Genomic DNA, 15,897 nt, shown 5'->3' on the forward strand with positions numbered 1-15,897 from the left:
CCCCTATTCCACTGCAAAAAGATATGGATAAAGCGGTTGTCCGCCTTCGTGCACTTCAAGTTCGGCGTCTGGGAATGCAGTTTGAATCCAAGCGGTCAAAGACGCCGTCTCAGCCTCATCAGCCTGCTCCCCTGTCAGTATGGTTACCAACTCTCCGCCGTCCTCCAGCATCGTTGTGAGGAGCTCACGGCATGCCTCTTGAAGACTAGGCGATGCCGTAACAATCGCTTTCTCAACAATACCGATATAATCGCCTTCATGAATATTTATTCCATCGATAGCGGTATCACGGACGGCATGCGTGACCTGACCGGATCGTACCTGTGATATCGCTTGCTTCATGGCATCCGCATTTTCTTCCGCCGTGCTTTCATCTTTGAAGGCAAGCACCGCAGCCAATCCCTGAGGAATCGTTTTGGATGGAATGACAGTCACGCTGCGGCCGCATAATTCTGCTGCCTGCTGAGCAGCCAATATAATATTGCCGTTGTTGGGCAGTAAATAAATTTGCTCTGTCGATAGCGATTCGATCGCATTCACGAAATCCTCTGTGGACGGGTTCATCGTCTGGCCGCCGGATAAGATAATATCGACGTTATTTTCCAGGAAAATAGAGCCGATTCCTTCACCCATCGCAACAGCAATAATTCCGAATGGCGCCCATTCGTGAGCCTGCTCCGCAGGGACATCTGCAGCTGGCGTCCCTGTCAATACCTCTGGAACCGCCAACGCAAGCGCTGCTTCCTCGACACTTGCGGATACGGAAGCTTCCTGCTTGCTTTGATCACGATTTGAAATGCCGTTCTGCTCATCATACAGCAGGTCCCGATGCTGTTGACGCATATTGAGAATATGGATATCAGTAAGTTCACCGTACAGCAGAGATTGCGTAAGCACTTCCCCTGGTTTACGAGTATGAACATGTACTTTAATCACATCATCATCCGTTATCACGAGAATGGAATCCCCGTCTCTGCTTAGCATTCCTTTGTAGAGCGCCTCATCGAAACGAAGAGTGCCTTTACCGGCAAGCTTCCTGTTAATGAAGAATTCCATATCATAGAGAAATTCAATCGTTTCTGTAGATAATCGGGATTGGGCGCTTGACAAGGAAGAAGCAGGAGCTGTGACAGCAGGCTTCTTCAATTGATGCGCAGAAGCTTTGAACGCCCCAGGCAGAGCCGTCTCCATTGGCACCGCGTTATACGCTTGGGCTGCAGCATCGTTCGACAGTGCTCTTAAGAAGCCCTCATAGATGCATACAAGACCCTGGCCGCCGGAATCGACAACACCAACTTGTTTAAGCACGGGGAGCAGATCGGGCGTCCGCTGCAGGGATTCATTAGCTTTCTCATGTACTTCCCGCATGAGATCAACCATATCCGAGGCTCGTTTTGCATAGGCAGTCGCATGTCTTGCCGTATCCTTCGCAACGGTCAGAATGGTCCCTTCTACAGGTTTAACGACCGCTTTATAAGCCATGTCTACGCCATTCTGAAGCGCTGCTGCAAAATGAACCGGATCAATCTGTTCCAGTCCTCCGATGCTCTTGGCAAAGCCCCGAAACAGCTGGGAGAGAATGACGCCAGAGTTCCCTCGTGCCCCCATAAGCAGCCCCTTGGAAAGCGCTTCCGCAACTTTGCCGGCGGACTGTGACGGTTTACTGTTCAATTCACGGGTACCCGTGGTCATTGTAAGATTCATATTGGTTCCGGTATCGCCGTCAGGGACTGGAAAAACATTCAGCGCATTAATGCGTTCAACGTTACGCGTTAAGCATTCCGCGCCGCTATTCACCATAGCTGCAAGGTCAGATCCGTTAATTAAACGTTTAGTCAAAGCGTTGATCCCCTTCCTACCGAGATACCCGTACACCTTGTACAAAAATATTCACAAAGTCAACCTTGAGGCCAACGACGTCGTTAAGCACATACTTCACTTTTGACTGAATGTTATGCGCTACTTCGGATATTTTTGTGCCATAGCTGACGATGATGTATAAATCAATGTGTACTTGCTCGTTCTCCCGGCGAACTTCAACGCCGCGTGACAAGTTATCCCGGCCAAGAAGCTCGGTAATACCGTCCTTTAACTGCTTTTGTGACGCCATTCCAACAAGTCCATAACATTCCAGCGCCGCCGATCCGGCAAGAACGGAGACTACGTGGTCCGTGATGAATACTTTTCCGAGATTTGAATCAATCTGTAGAGGCATGGATTACCACTCCTTCACCGTTTATATTATGGACTAGACATCATTGTACTATAAATAACGACGATTTAGAAGTCCAGTCCCCATAAAGCGTCTATTATCTGCTTTAATCGCCGATATACATCGTATAAAGCTATTTTCAAACGCTTGATGGATAGCCCAGGATATGCTATTATATTGGAGTCTGTTTATTTGCATGGGTCTTCAAGGGAGGTGTATTCCATGTCACGCAAATGTTTCCTTACGGGTAAAGGTCCCGGTACAGGTAATCACGTATCACACGCTAACAACAAAAACCGCCGCACTTGGGGCGTTAACGTTCAAAAAGTTCGCATTCTCGTTGACGGCAAACCGAAACGCGTTTATGTTAGCACACGTGCTCTTAAAGCTGGTAAAGTCACTCGCGTATAACGGCGTTAAGCCATGGACAAAAAGCACCTGACAGGATCAGGTGCTTTTTTGCATATCGAGGCACAAATGCAGCCGTCCAAATCACCGCCGTCTTCTGTGCAGAGAATACCGCACGGTTCATTCGTTTTGCGGCTTTCATAGGCGTTAGTTTTTTTGGAACGTATTCAAAATCGCTTTAACGAACCCGCCCAAAAATTTTGGTAGTTTAATTGTGTAGAATTTCATGCTCCACCCCTCCCAAAAATGTGCCTACAGCCCGGCAGTCCAATCCGTTCATCCACTTGTTAGCTGTATAAGCGCCATCTGCCATTCAACATCCGAATCGGCTCCTTCACCTTCCTCTTAGGCAATAAAAAAGGCTACAAGAACATTCGTTCATGTAACCATAGTATGCGGCGGCAGACTGTCCTATTCCATTGTAAGCATGCGGCGTCTAACCGCTTAACGATGCTCCGCTCAAATTAGGCGGATGCGAATGATAATAAGAAATCGCCGTGAAAACGACTGTGAACAGCAGGAAAAAGAAGATCGCCAGTACAACGAACACAATCCGTGACCGAACAGCTTCGAAGCGGCGGAACGTGTAAACGCCTAGAGCAAGAGCCAGAAGCGAGAACACAAAACGTATGATGCTCTCTATAACAGGAAAAATAGCTAACAGCAAGCCGCAAACCATACCGTACAGAAAAATAAGAAACCCGGCCTTCAATCGTTCACCCATATTCGAATCGCCTCCTATCGTAAAGAAGCAATTGCTGCTGCACGATCCTTATGGGTGAATACCGCATTTCCCGCCACTAATACATTTGCTCCCGCTTCTCTTACGAGCTGTGCTGTTGTGCTGTTGATGCCTCCATCTACCTGCACATGCATGTTATTTAAGCCCCGCGCTTCCAGAATGCCTCTAAGCTGCCGCAGCTTCTCGAGCGACTGAGGGATAAACTTCTGACCGCCGAATCCCGGATTAACCGTCATGATCAGTACGAGATCGAGATCCTCGAGGACATTCTCGATGACGTTCAACGGTGTTGCTGGATTAAGTGCAACCCCGGCCGGCAATCCGGCCTCCTTAATCATATGAATGACACGGTGAAGATGAACACAGGCTTCTGCATGAACGGTTATGCGATCCGCACCTGCGGCAATAAATTCAGAGATATACAGCTCCGGGCGTTCAATCATCAGATGAACGTCAAAGGTAAGCTTTGTATAAGACCTTACCGCGTTTACAACAAGCGGGCCAAATGTTAGATTTGGCACGAAATGACCGTCCATCACATCAATATGAATCCAATCGGCACCCGCGGTCTCAACGTTTTTGATATCTTCAGCTAATGCGGCAAAGTTTGCCGATAAAATCGATGGTGCTATGATAGACATTTCAGTACCTCCGCTTTTTCTCTTTCATTTCAGCCATGAACAGCACATAATTCTCATGGCGGCTTGCTGCTATTTCGCCCGCTTCAACAGCGCGAAGCACTGCGCATTCCGGTTCATGCAGATGTGTGCATCCCCGGAATTTGCAGTCTGCAGACAGCTCGCGCATCTCCCTAAAGCAGCTGCCCAGCTCCTCGATCCCAAGTTCAGCAAAGTCCAATTGGCTGAAGCCCGGTGTATCTGCTACGTAGCTGCCTCCGATGTTAATGAGCTCGACATGCCTGGTTGTATGCTTACCCCGGCCCAGCCGGTTGCTTATCTCATTCGTCTCAAGCGTTAAGCCCGGGACGAGCGCATTAAGCAGGGATGACTTCCCTACCCCTGACTGACCGGCGAATACGGCAAGGTGCCCTTTGAGACGATCCTTCAGAGCTGAGGTTCCTTCCCCTTGCCTTGAGCTTGTTACGAGAACATCATAACCAATAGGCCGATAAATACGAAGCACATCTTCCATCGAACGTTGTGCCTCTTCTGCGGCTTCTCCCTCTTTGGTTAGATCCTGTTTGCTTAAACAAAGAACAGCATCAATGCCGGCATGCTCAATGTGTACAAGGAACTTATCCAGCAGCTGCAAATTCAAGGCTGGCTCCGTGACAGAGAAAACAAGGACAGCAAGATCGATATTGGCCACTTGCGGACGAATGAGTTCCGAGGTGCGCGGCAGAATCGAATTAACAGCCCCTTCACCGTTCTCTGTTCGCTCGTAGCGTACCAAATCACCTACCAGCGGTGATTCATCGTTCTTACGGAAAATCCCCCGAGCGCGGCACTGGATGGGCATAGAGCTCATCTCAGCTTCCAACGGAAGCACATAATAATAACCGCTTAAAGCTTTAATAATGCGGCCAATTTGACCGTCATCCTGGCTGCTTGTTTGCGTCCTGGTTTGGTGGTTCCGTGCCGTTTGGTTCCGTGCCGTTTGGGTTCGTAGTTGTGTCCGTGTTTGTGCTGCCATCTGGATTACTCTCCTCGGTTTGTGCCGGTAAGTCAATTATCGGTGCATCTGTACCAGGTACGGTTTCTGGGGTGGAATCGGCACCTGATTTTACATCCTCATAGGTTTTTGAGAACATATCAACGAATTTGCCATCACGGAAAATATTAACTTTCGCTTCCGTATTTGGATCAAGAACAACCTTGACGGAGAACGTTTGGGTATCCTTTATTTTGCGCTTACCCCATTCAATATTCTCGCCGCGCGCATCCGAAAACACAATTCGGATCTCACTCGTTTTGCCTGCTTCCGCCGGTGAAATAACAATATTGAATGTATACTCGAGCGCATCCTTCGGCAGCCCTGAGCTGACTGTCAGTGTAACTTCCGCACCCTTCGTTACCTTTGCATCAGGCTCATATGGATATTGACCAATGACCGTACCTTCCTCTTTGTAGCTCGGTTCCCTTACAATATCGGTTTGATTGATTTCAAGACCTTTGGATTTCAGCAATGCAACCGCATCGTTTTCTTTCATATCCAGCAATTTAGGCATAGGGAACGTTTCTTTTCCCTGACTTACTGTGAATGAAAATTTCGCGGTCTTTGGATCAAATTGTTCACCTGCTTCAGGTGTTTGTTTAAGGATAGTACCTGGTGCTTCATCGCTGAATTCTTCATCTTTATCTATTCGTTCCTCATCTACACCTAAAGCAACGAGGCTTGCTACCGTATCATCATATGAATGGCCTACATAATCAGCAGCCTCTTCCATCTTAGGCCCTGTGCTGACGTACAATTTAATGAAGGAGCCCACCTTCACGCGCTGATTAGGCTTAGACTGCTCATAAACAATATCCTTGGCAAAACCTTCTTTATCCGTATACACCGTGGGTTCCTCGACCTTTAATCCGGCCTTCTCCAGCATATCCCGTGCATTGGCTTCATTCTGATTGACAACATAGGGAACATCGACTTCCTCGATGTCAAACCAGCCAAGCACCGTCTGCGCACCCCAATACACAAGAGCAATAACGAGAAGTGTCGCAGCAACCGTAACGACCGGCTTCACCCATTTCCGCTTGCGCGGCTCGTCCAGCCCGCTGGAATCCCAACGGTTGGAAGCTGTATCAGAATCCACCGCTGCAGGCTTCTCTGCCCGGTTATTGGCAGCCGGCGGAGCAAGCGTGTCCGCAATACTGCCGCGAATGGCCGGCATAACCCTTGTCTCGTCAAAATCGGGACTATCACTATTAAAGGTAGCCTTAGGCTCCTTTAATCGCTCCGGCTTCAAACAGGTTTCCAAATCGCGAAGCATCTCATCCGCAGATGCGTACCGCTCGTTCGGATTTTTGCGCATCGCTCTCAGGATAATATTCTCCACACTCTGCGGTATGTATGGATTAATGATACGCGGCTCTTCAAATGTCTCCTGCAAATGTTTAAGCGCGACACTGATCGGACTCTCGCCAAGAAAAGGCAATTTGCCGGTCAGCATTTGATAAATGACGATTCCAAGTGAATATAAATCCGATTTCTCACCCGTATTGATCCCCTTCGCATGCTCAGGAGAGAAATAATGGACAGAACCTACAACCGACCCGGTCTGCGTAATTGTAGACGAAGTTACTGCACGGGCAATTCCAAAATCCGTTACCTTTACCCGTCCGTTCTTGCCTATTAATATATTATGAGGCTTAATGTCACGATGAATAATTTGATTATGATGGGCATGTTCCAGGGCATCACAAATTTGACTGGCGAATCGGATCGCCTCGTCAACCTGAAGGGGAGCACGCTCTTGAATAATTTCATTCAGATTTTGACCTTCTACATATTCCATAACAATATAATGTGTCTCGTCTTCCTGTCCTACATCGTAAATGCTAACGACATTAGGATGGGAAAGGGCCGCAGCTGATTGAGCTTCACGCCGGAACCGGCGAATAAATTCCTCGTCGTGCACGAACTGCTGACGAAGAATTTTAACCGCAACCTTACGGTTTAATAAAATGTCGTGGGCTTTATAGACCAAAGCCATGCCGCCCCCGCCAATACGGGTAATAATCTCATAGCGCCCGCCCAATTCATGTCCAATCATGTCGGTCACTCCTCTTGCTCTGTGTCTTCGGCATGATGCAGCAGAACCACCGTAATGTTGTCATCTCCACCGGCTTGCAGCGCCAATTGAATGAGCCTGTCTGCTTTGGCATCCAGATCGAGGTCATCCTGAGATAGCGTATCCGCCATTTCCTGAATACTTAACATATTCGTTAAGCCGTCGCTGCATAGCAGCAGCATATCTCCTGGTTTCCAGGAAATCCCTTTGACATCAACCTCTACCTGCTCATCCGTACCCAGTGCCCGGGTCAGAACGTTGCGCCGTGGATGATTTGCCGCTTCTTCGATGGTAATTTGGCCAGATTTCACAAGTTCATTCACAAGGGTATGATCATCCGTAAGCTGGGACAAAACCCCGTCTCTCCATTTGTACGCCCGGCTATCGCCAATATGACCAATGACGCCACTTTCCGTTTGAAGAAGAGCTGCAACGACAGTTGTACCCATATTATGATATTGATCATTTCGTGAAGCCATATCATAAATGACTTCATTTGCCTGTAAGATTGCCTGCCGGATCAGCACTTTTTTCTCTTCCAGCGTCAGCGTTGCCGTAGTTCCCAGCAGCACCTCTTTGAACGTATCCACTGCAAGCTGACTTGCAACATCGCCAGCCTGATGTCCGCCCATACCATCGGCCACAATGGCTACAGCCAGACCGGTTTCCATCAGCTGGGCCCAGCCTCGATCTTCATTAACAAGGCGAATCCGCCCAATGTCGCTACGATAAGCAACCTTCACAACCAATCACCCCGCCGTTGACTCCATATGTTTAGCACGTAATTGTCCACACGCTGCTGCGATATCATGTCCTTGCTCTCTGCGAATTGTTGCATTAATTTTGTTCCGCTCCAAGATTCGGTGAAACTCAAAGATTTGTTCACGGGGTGTACGAACATAATCGCGCTCAGGAACATGGTTAACTGGGATGAGGTTAACATGGCAGAGCATGCCTTTGAGCACATCGGCCAGCTCTTGAGCATGCTCGCTTTGATCGTTAACTCCACCGATCAGCGCGTACTCAAAAGTAATTCGGCGGCCGGTCTTGGCAATGTAATTACGGCAAGCTTCGATTACGTCCTCAAATGGAAACCTGCGGTTAACCGGCATCAGCTTGGAACGAAGCTTATCATTAGGCGCATGGATCGAAATCGCCAAATTGATTTGCGTGTTCTCTTCGGCGAATTTGTACATGCTTGGCACAATACCGCTTGTCGATACCGTGATATGGCGCTGACCGATGTTAAGCCCCTTCTCATGGATCATACAGCGAAGGAACTTCATCGTTTCATCGTAGTTCTCGAACGGCTCGCCCGATCCCATGATCACGATGCTCGATACCCGTTCTTTGGTCGCATCCAGGATCTGCTGAGCGACAACCACCTGAGCAATGATTTCACCTGCAGTCAGATTCCGTTTCAGTCCTCCAATCGTGGAAGCACAGAAGGTACAGCCGATCCGGCAGCCAACCTGTGTGGTTACACAAATGCTGTTCCCGTAATTGTGGCGCATAATAACGGTTTCGATGGCATGATCGTCATGCAGCCCGAACAGAAACTTAATCGTCCCATCCTTGGATTCAAACCGGGTGATTTCATTCAAGGTTACGAACCGGAATGATTCCTCCAGCTTCTGACGGAGCGCCTTCGAGAGGTTGCTCATTTCCTCGAAATTTTTAACTCGTTTCACATAAAGCCATTCGAACAATTGTCCAGCACGAAAAGCAGGCTCTTCGTTTTCTTTCATCCAATTTTGAAGCTCTTCCAACGTATAGTCGTAGATGAACGGTTTCATCGTTTCACACCTGTTTCTTAGTAAATGTTTTAGGGCTGGATTCAGCCAGTTTTTATTTTACCACAAACGCCCATGGCAGGCCACTTTAAGGCGTCATGGGCGTTTTCACGGGTTACTGCTTGCGTTTAAGGCGGGCGATGAAAAAGCCGTCACTTCCAAAGTGCTGCGGAAGCAGCTGTACACTGCCATCGAAGGAATCCCCAATTACCCCAGCAAGACGAAGCGGTTCAAGCACATTCCCCGGCCAATCTGTATCGAGCTCGAATGAATGATGCTCGCGCAGGAACGATTCGATCTGATCTTCATTCTCTTGCCTTTCAATCGTGCATGTGCTGTAAACGAGTGTACCGCCAGGTTTAACCAGCTTGGCAGCCTCTTTAATAAGCCGGCTCTGCAGATCGGCAATTGCCGATACATCCTCCACTTTTTTGGTCCACTTGATCTCCGGCTTGCGTCTAATGACCCCAAAACCCGAACAGGGTGCATCAAGCAATACAAGATCAAAGGAATCCGCATTAAATCGCAAGGCGAGCTCAAGTGCATCTCCCGTTACGGCTTCAACAATAGTAAGTCCAAGCCGCTGAGCCTGCTCCTCTACGAGATTTCTCTTATGCGGGTGGACGTCATTGGCAATAACCGCACCTTCATTATTCATCAGCTCGGCTAGATGAGAGGTCTTGCCTCCGGGTGCAGCGCAGCAATCCAGTACTCGCATACCTGGAGCCGGCGCGCAGACTTCTGCAACAAGCATAGAGCTCTCATCCTGCAGCGACCACAAACCTTTTCCATAACCGTCCGCTGCTGCAAGATTTCCACCGCCGCTAACGATTATGCCATAAGGAGTCAGCGGCGAAGGCATCGCCTCGTAACCCGCTCCGGCAAGCAGCTCAAGCGCCTTCTCTCTGGAGATTCTCAGCAAGTTTACCCGTAAACTAGCATGAGGCGGATTATTACCAGCGGCACAAATCGCCTCTGCCTTCTCCTCTCCGTACACCTTGATCCAGCGTTTCACCAGCCAGTTCGGGTAGGAATGCGTAAGTCCGATACGTGTTATCGGATCTTGGTCATCATTGGGCCGCTTAAGGTCGGCCAGCTGGCGCTCCATATTTCGAAGAACACCGTTGACCATGCCCGAAATACCGGAATGCCCCCTTCGTTTGGCAATCTGAACGGCTTCATTCACAGCGGCATGAGGCGGAATCCGATCGAGGTAAAGCATTTGGTACGCACTCAACCGAAGCAGCGATAGAACCCAAGGAGATATCTTATCGAAACCTTTGGTAATCAGCTTCCGCAGGGTATCGTCGAGTGTACGCTGAAATTGAATCGTACCGTACACAAGCTCCGTTGCGAGCCCTGCATCTTGGCGTGAAAGCTCTGCATCCTGCAGGGCCCGGTTAAGCTGCAGGTTGCTGTAAGCACCTGCCTCAGCGACCTTGATCAGCGTATTCAGCGCAACTTCGCGGGAAGTCAGCCGCTTCGGCTGTTGGTTCTCTCTTCCGCCGCTTCGATGCTTACGCCCGATCAAACCGCACCTCCGCCAAAAACGGTGCCGGAAGGTAATCTGGCGCCTTTGAGCCATTCCGCTGCGGGCATCGCTTTCTTCCCGGCCGGTTGAATATGGGTCAACAGCAATTGACCGTCACCTGTTTGAACGATGATTCCTGCATCAGATGTCCCAATCACCGTTCCCGGCTGTGAACCTGTTCTTGAACTGCCTGTCTGCAGCTGGCAGCCCCATATCTTGAACGTTTCATAATTCCACAGTGTAAATGCGCCCGCCATAGGTGATAGCCCGCGAACTTGATTGTAGATACTTTTTGCCGATCGGTTCCAATCCACTCGTTCATCTTCCCGTGACAGGTTAGGCGCATAGGTGGCTTCTTCATGATTCTGTACAATCGCTTGGACGGATTCATTCTCTATGGAAGGCAGCGTCTGCATGAGCAGCTCAGCGCCGGCTGCCGTTAACTTCTCGAATAACGTGCCTGAAGTATCCTCATCGGTAATTGGAACTTCGACCCGGCTAATCATATCCCCTGTGTCCAGCCCTTCAGCCATATACATGATAGTCACACCTGTAACGGTCTCACCATTTATGATCGAGCGCTGAATTGGTGCTCCTCCGCGATATTTGGGCAGAAGTGAACCATGGACATTGATACATCCGAGCCTCGGTGCATCCAGTACTGTTTTTGGGAGAATTTGCCCGTAAGCTGCCGTTACGATTAAATCCGGCTGCAGGTCGGTAATTTGTGCCACGGTCTCTGAAGTTCGGAGCTTCTCCGGCTGAGCAACTGTAAGGCCGTGACGAAGCGCCGCATCCTTTACAGGAGGCGGGGTCAGCGTCTTTTTGCGGCCTTTGGGCCGGTCCGGCTGCGTAACCACAAGGACGATTTCATGTCCTGCGGTTAACAGCGCTTCAAGAGATGGAACGGCAAAATCCGGCGTCCCCATGAATACAATGCGCATTACATCACTCTCCCGGCTGACGAGGCGGGCGGGCCGACGCATCATAAATCGATTCTGCAATATCCGTAAATAAGATACCATTCAAATGGTCCACTTCATGCTGAAAAGCCCTTGCCAAAAAATCGGCAGCTTCCATTTCAAAAGGGACGCCGTTACGATCAAGGCCTTTAATGCGAATGTGCTGCGCTCTGCGGACATCCCCGTTCAAATTATTGATGCTCAAACAGCCTTCCGGACCCAGCTGTTCGCCGTTCATTTCCACAATCTCCGGATTAACCATCTCAATCAATCCACGCTCATCTCCTACATCGACAACAATGACACGCTTCGAAATAGCAACCTGCGGTGCTGCGAGACCCACACCTTCCGCGTCATACATCGTCTCTGCCATATCATTCAATAATTTATGCAGATTTGCATTGAACTTCGTTACTTCTATCGCCCTCTCCCTAAGAACAGGATCCGGGTCTTTAACTATAAGCCTGATTGCCATCGTAGCTCCTCCTAAAGAGATCGTTGTAAGCTTTCTAATAAAACTTGTTGTGAGCCTTCTGATTCTATATGATTACCTGCGGGTCAACGTCCACGCTTATCTGAACTGGTGGTTGACCTTTGGGGCCTGCTAGAGTCTGGATCGCTTGCTTCAAAATTGCGACAGCATCAACGTTTCCACGATATTTTAACATACATTGAAACCGATAGCGATCCTTGATCCGCGGGATTGGAGAGGCGACCGGACCTAAAATATCAATATAACGACTGCCGTCACCATCGTCCGAACTGCGCACCCCTGCCGCTGAAACCAGCTCTCTGATTAGGGCTGCAAACTTCTCTCCTGTCGAGATAAGAAGAGCAAGCTGTTCATCCGACAGTGTTACGAGAATCAGCCGGCAGAACGGCGGATAAGCCATGAATCTTCGGTGCCGGAGCTCTTCCTGCACGAAAGCCTCATAATCATGATGCTGGGCTGTCGTTATCGCATAATGATCCGGATTGTAGGTCTGCACGATGACCTCCCCGGGCAATTCATGCCTTCCTGCTCTTCCTGCCACCTGAGTCAGCAGTTGGAAGGTCTTCTCCGCAGCGCGGAAATCCGGCAGATGAAGTGAGGTATCCGCAGCAATAACGCCTACTAGAGTGACAAATGGAAAATCAAGTCCCTTGGCAACCATCTGCGTGCCTAGAAGAACATCCGCCTGCCGTTCGCCGAACATCGTCAGCCACTTTTCATGAGAACCTTTCTCCGTCGTGGTATCAACGTCCATGCGAATGACGCGAATTCCTGGAAAAAGCTTGGAAAGTTCCTCCTCCACCCGCTGCGTACCCGTACCGAAAAAGCGGATATGCTCACTCTCGCATGTCGGACATTTGGTCGGAGCCTGCTCTGAATGGCCGCAATAATGGCAGCGAAGTACACGGCTTTTTTGATGATAGGTTAAAGAGATATCGCAATGCGGACAAAGAGCTGTGTAGCCGCATGAACGGCACATGACGAAAGTTGAATAACCGCGGCGATTAAGCAGTAAGACTGCTTGCTCACCCCGTTCCAAACGATGCAGCAGCGCTTGATGAAGCTGACGGCTGAACATGGAACGGTTGCCTTCCTTCAGCTCATCCCTCATATCGACTAAATGCACCTGCGGCATAGGCCTCATCCCTACCCGGTTCGGCATTGGCAGCAGTGCCGCTGTCGATGTGCGGTCTGGAACGGGGAAATACCCGGAATGACCTTTTTGTTGATCAGATAATCCGGCAGTTGTTCGTTCATTCATTCCAATGTTGATCACACTGTTCACAGGACGATCTGTTCCTGTACCGCCCCGGGCAGCTGCTGCGAAGCTTTCAAGCGATGGTGTTGCGGAGCCGAGCACAACAGCGGCACCGTGCTGCCTCGCACGTCTTATCGCAACATCGCGCGCATGATATTTGGGCGTTTCCTCCTGCTTATAGGAGGATTCATGCTCTTCGTCGATGATGATAAGCCCAATTCTCTCAAAAGGAGCAAAAACCGCCGATCTCGCCCCTACAGCTACACGAGCACGGCGCTCTCTTATTTTACGCCACTCATCGTACCGCTCCCCATTAGACAAACGACTATGCAAAACCGCGACCTCATCGCCGAAGCGGCCCTTGAACCTCTCCACCATCTGAGGAGTTAAGGATATCTCAGGAACGAGTACAATGGCTTGACGCTCTAATTTCAAACAATGCTCAATCGTCTGCAAATAGACTTCCGTTTTTCCGCTGCCGGTAACACCGTGCAGGAGAAATACGCGAGAATCACCGGAATCCAGCGTCGATACAATCTCGCCGTAAACATCCTGCTGCCCCTCGGTTAACGGCAATGCAGCAGTACGTTTAAATTGACGGCCTGCGTACGGATCTCGCTTATGCTCAATATTTCGCAAGGTGACGAGGCCTTTATCGGCCAGAGCTTTCACTGTTGATGAGGTGGCAGGCACCTGTTCAACGACGATCGACATCGGTACCGCTTCACCGCGTTCCAGCATATAACGAAGGACCTCCCGCTGTTTCGCTGCCCGAGGCGGAAAGGAATGCAGAGCATCCTGTGCAGCTTCGCGATCTTCCGGCGGGAAAACAGTCATCACTTTGCGTACAGCCATCCGATCCCGAATGGATACCTGCTCCGTTAAAGCACCGTCACGAATGGCGCCCTTAATGGCCTTTGCGTTCAAGGTATAACGCTGCTGCAGGGCAGATAACCGCACACTTCCACCATTACGGCGAATATAATCCATCCATTCCCCTTCATAAGGAAGCAGCAGCTCGGGAGATTCTTCGCTGTCTTCACTTATCGAAACAACAGTATCCGCTTTTCCCTTGAGGGCAGCCGGTATCATGACTTGCAAGGATGTGGTTAGTGCACAGCAATATTTATCGCTAATCCACTGTGCTAGCTCAATTAAATCAGGGGATAGCGGCGGAGTATGATCTAGCAGTTCGGCAATCGGTTTGAGCTTCGCAAAGCTGACATCCGAGAATTCCGAGACGCCAATAACAAAGCCCTGAACGACTCGTCCGCCGAAAGGCACACCAACCCTGCTGCCTACCTCAACCCAGCCCATTAATGATGCCGGTATTTCATAGTCAAAGGGCCGATCCGTTTGACGGCTCGGAACATCGACGATTACCTGTGCGATCATTCATCGGCCTCCTTAGCCGGATGTGTGATTCGCTGTGCAATAAGCGTAAGCAATCGATCCGCCACCTCTCTCTTCTGGAGCAGCGGCATCTCTTCAACCAATCCTTCTTGGCCGAATACTTTCACAATATTGGTGTCGACGTTGAAGCCTGCGCCTTCCTTAGAGACATCATTAGCTACGACCAAGTCGCAGTTTTTACGGTTCAGCTTATCCATCGCATAATGCTCCACCTGTTCAGTCTCCGCCGCAAAACCAACGAGAAACTGACCCTTTTTCCGTTCACCGAGCGTTTGAAGAATATCCGTTGTACGCTCGAGTTCAATAATTAACCGGCCATCGTTTTTTTTCATTTTGCTGGCCGCTCTCACGACAGGCCGATAATCCGCTACCGCGGCAGCTTTGATAACAATATCCGTCTCTTCATATCGGCTCAATACCGCCTGCAGCATTTCTTCAGCAGTTTCTACGTGAATGACACGGATGCCGGCAACCGAATCCGCTGTCGTTCTCGCCGCGATCAACGTGACGTCAGCACCGCGGTTCGCTGCTGCTTCAGCAATTGCAAAGCCCATTTTACCGGAGGAATCATTCGTCAAATATCGAACAGGGTCAAGCCGCTCCACCGTTCCGCCTGCTGTGACAAGAACGCGTTTCCCCTTTAATTCCTGATTTTTCGCAAACCAATTCTTTACGGCAAATACGATATCCTCGGGCTCCGCGAGCCGTCCTTTGCCTACATAGCCGCAAGCAAGCTGACCTGTACCCGGCTCGATAAAGCGAACACCCCGCTCCGCCAGCAGCGCCATATTATGCTCAACCGCCGGATGGGCATACATGTGCACATTCATGGCAGGCGCAACCAGAACCTGCGCTGTCGCAGCAAGCAGCGTCGTACTCAGCATGTCATCTGCCAAGCCATTTGCCATCTTTGCAATGATATTGGCCGTAGCCGGCGCAATAATAACTAGATCAGCGCTGTCTGCCAAATCAATATGCGACACGACTGCCGCATTAAACTCATCAAATGTATCTATGTACACTGGATGGCGCGAGAGCGTCTGAAGCGTGAGCGGAGCTATGAATTTCGTCGCCGATTCCGTCATAATCACCCGGACGTTAGCGCCGGCCTGTACTAATTTACTGCACAGCGCTGCCGCTTTATACGCTGCGATTCCGCCAGAGATGCCAAGCACAATCGTTTTTCCATTCAGCACTTCATCCCGCCCCTTATCATAGCAAAATCACAAGAGTCACCTTTGCAAAGAGTCCTATCCTCACACAAGAAGAAAACTTGCCAGCCCCGGCTGCGGCTCGACAAGTTTCTTCCCCCTCTTGAAATTGTTCGTTCTTGT

Annotated in this window: 15 protein-coding genes; 1 reads left to right on the plus strand and 14 read right to left on the minus strand. The window is 49.8% G+C overall.

Annotation, left to right across the window (positions count from 1 at the left end):
- Positions 1-3: 3 nt before the first annotated feature.
- Positions 4-1,800: a DAK2 domain-containing protein gene (locus ACFPYJ_RS23910; protein ID WP_379190878.1), complete on the minus strand. Its 1,797-nt coding sequence runs from the start codon at positions 1,798-1,800 to the stop codon at positions 4-6.
- A gap of 55 nt (positions 1,801-1,855) precedes the next feature.
- Entirely contained in the window at positions 1,856-2,215 is a 360-nt protein-coding gene (locus ACFPYJ_RS23915; RefSeq protein ID WP_379190739.1) for an Asp23/Gls24 family envelope stress response protein, read from the minus strand.
- A 219-nt stretch (positions 2,216-2,434) separates the two neighbouring features.
- Between ACFPYJ_RS23915 and rpmB the strand changes: the two genes are divergently transcribed.
- Positions 2,435-2,623 carry a 50S ribosomal protein L28 gene (gene rpmB, locus ACFPYJ_RS23920; RefSeq protein WP_379190740.1) on the plus strand — a complete coding sequence of 63 codons (189 nt, stop codon included), beginning with the start codon at positions 2,435-2,437 and terminating at the stop codon, positions 2,621-2,623.
- 144 nt (positions 2,624-2,767) lie between these two features.
- Here the strand turns inward: rpmB and spoVM are convergent, their stop codons facing one another.
- The 12 genes from spoVM to coaBC all read right to left on the minus strand — a co-directional run bounded on the left by spoVM (position 2,768) and on the right by coaBC (position 15,759).
- Positions 2,768-2,848: a stage V sporulation protein SpoVM gene (gene spoVM, locus ACFPYJ_RS23925; protein WP_010345573.1), complete on the minus strand. Its 81-nt coding sequence runs from the start codon at positions 2,846-2,848 to the stop codon at positions 2,768-2,770.
- A gap of 208 nt (positions 2,849-3,056) precedes the next feature.
- Positions 3,057-3,344 (minus strand): hypothetical protein, encoded by a 288-nt coding sequence (locus tag ACFPYJ_RS23930; protein ID WP_379190741.1) that lies wholly within the window; start codon positions 3,342-3,344, stop codon positions 3,057-3,059.
- A 14-nt stretch (positions 3,345-3,358) separates the two neighbouring features.
- On the minus strand, positions 3,359-4,003 hold the full coding sequence (gene rpe, locus ACFPYJ_RS23935) for a ribulose-phosphate 3-epimerase (protein WP_379190742.1): 645 nt from the start codon (positions 4,001-4,003) through the stop codon (positions 3,359-3,361).
- 1 nt (position 4,004) lies between these two features.
- Entirely contained in the window at positions 4,005-4,850 is an 846-nt protein-coding gene (gene rsgA, locus ACFPYJ_RS23940) for a ribosome small subunit-dependent GTPase A (RefSeq protein ID WP_379190879.1), read from the minus strand.
- A 67-nt stretch (positions 4,851-4,917) separates the two neighbouring features.
- Complete coding sequence (gene pknB, locus ACFPYJ_RS23945) at positions 4,918-7,095, minus strand: Stk1 family PASTA domain-containing Ser/Thr kinase (RefSeq protein WP_379190743.1); 2,178 nt, start codon at positions 7,093-7,095, stop codon at positions 4,918-4,920.
- Between the two features lie 5 nt (positions 7,096-7,100).
- Entirely contained in the window at positions 7,101-7,856 is a 756-nt protein-coding gene (locus ACFPYJ_RS23950; RefSeq protein WP_379190744.1) for a Stp1/IreP family PP2C-type Ser/Thr phosphatase, read from the minus strand.
- Between the two features lie 6 nt (positions 7,857-7,862).
- Positions 7,863-8,909 carry a dual-specificity RNA methyltransferase RlmN gene (gene rlmN / locus ACFPYJ_RS23955; RefSeq protein ID WP_379190745.1) on the minus strand — a complete coding sequence of 349 codons (1,047 nt, stop codon included), beginning with the start codon at positions 8,907-8,909 and terminating at the stop codon, positions 7,863-7,865.
- A gap of 112 nt (positions 8,910-9,021) precedes the next feature.
- Positions 9,022-10,491, minus strand: coding sequence for a 16S rRNA (cytosine(967)-C(5))-methyltransferase RsmB (gene rsmB / locus ACFPYJ_RS23960; RefSeq protein WP_379190746.1), 1,470 nt, complete (start codon positions 10,489-10,491; stop codon positions 9,022-9,024).
- On the minus strand, positions 10,434-11,381 hold the full coding sequence (fmt, locus tag ACFPYJ_RS23965; RefSeq protein WP_379190747.1) for a methionyl-tRNA formyltransferase: 948 nt from the start codon (positions 11,379-11,381) through the stop codon (positions 10,434-10,436). Before fmt ends, rsmB begins: the two co-directional genes overlap by 58 nt.
- Positions 11,382-11,385: 4 nt before the next feature.
- Positions 11,386-11,874, minus strand: coding sequence for a peptide deformylase (def, locus tag ACFPYJ_RS23970; RefSeq protein WP_379190748.1), 489 nt, complete (start codon positions 11,872-11,874; stop codon positions 11,386-11,388).
- A gap of 64 nt (positions 11,875-11,938) precedes the next feature.
- Entirely contained in the window at positions 11,939-14,545 is a 2,607-nt protein-coding gene (gene priA, locus ACFPYJ_RS23975; RefSeq protein WP_379190749.1) for a primosomal protein N', read from the minus strand.
- On the minus strand, positions 14,542-15,759 hold the full coding sequence (gene coaBC / locus ACFPYJ_RS23980) for a bifunctional phosphopantothenoylcysteine decarboxylase/phosphopantothenate--cysteine ligase CoaBC (RefSeq protein ID WP_379190750.1): 1,218 nt from the start codon (positions 15,757-15,759) through the stop codon (positions 14,542-14,544). The genes priA and coaBC overlap by 4 nt, the downstream gene beginning before the upstream one ends.
- Between the last annotated feature and the right edge of the window lie 138 nt (positions 15,760-15,897).

The organism is Paenibacillus solisilvae, assembly GCF_042656405.1.
GTDB classification, from domain to species: domain Bacteria; phylum Bacillota; class Bacilli; order Paenibacillales; family Paenibacillaceae; genus Paenibacillus_Z; species Paenibacillus_Z solisilvae.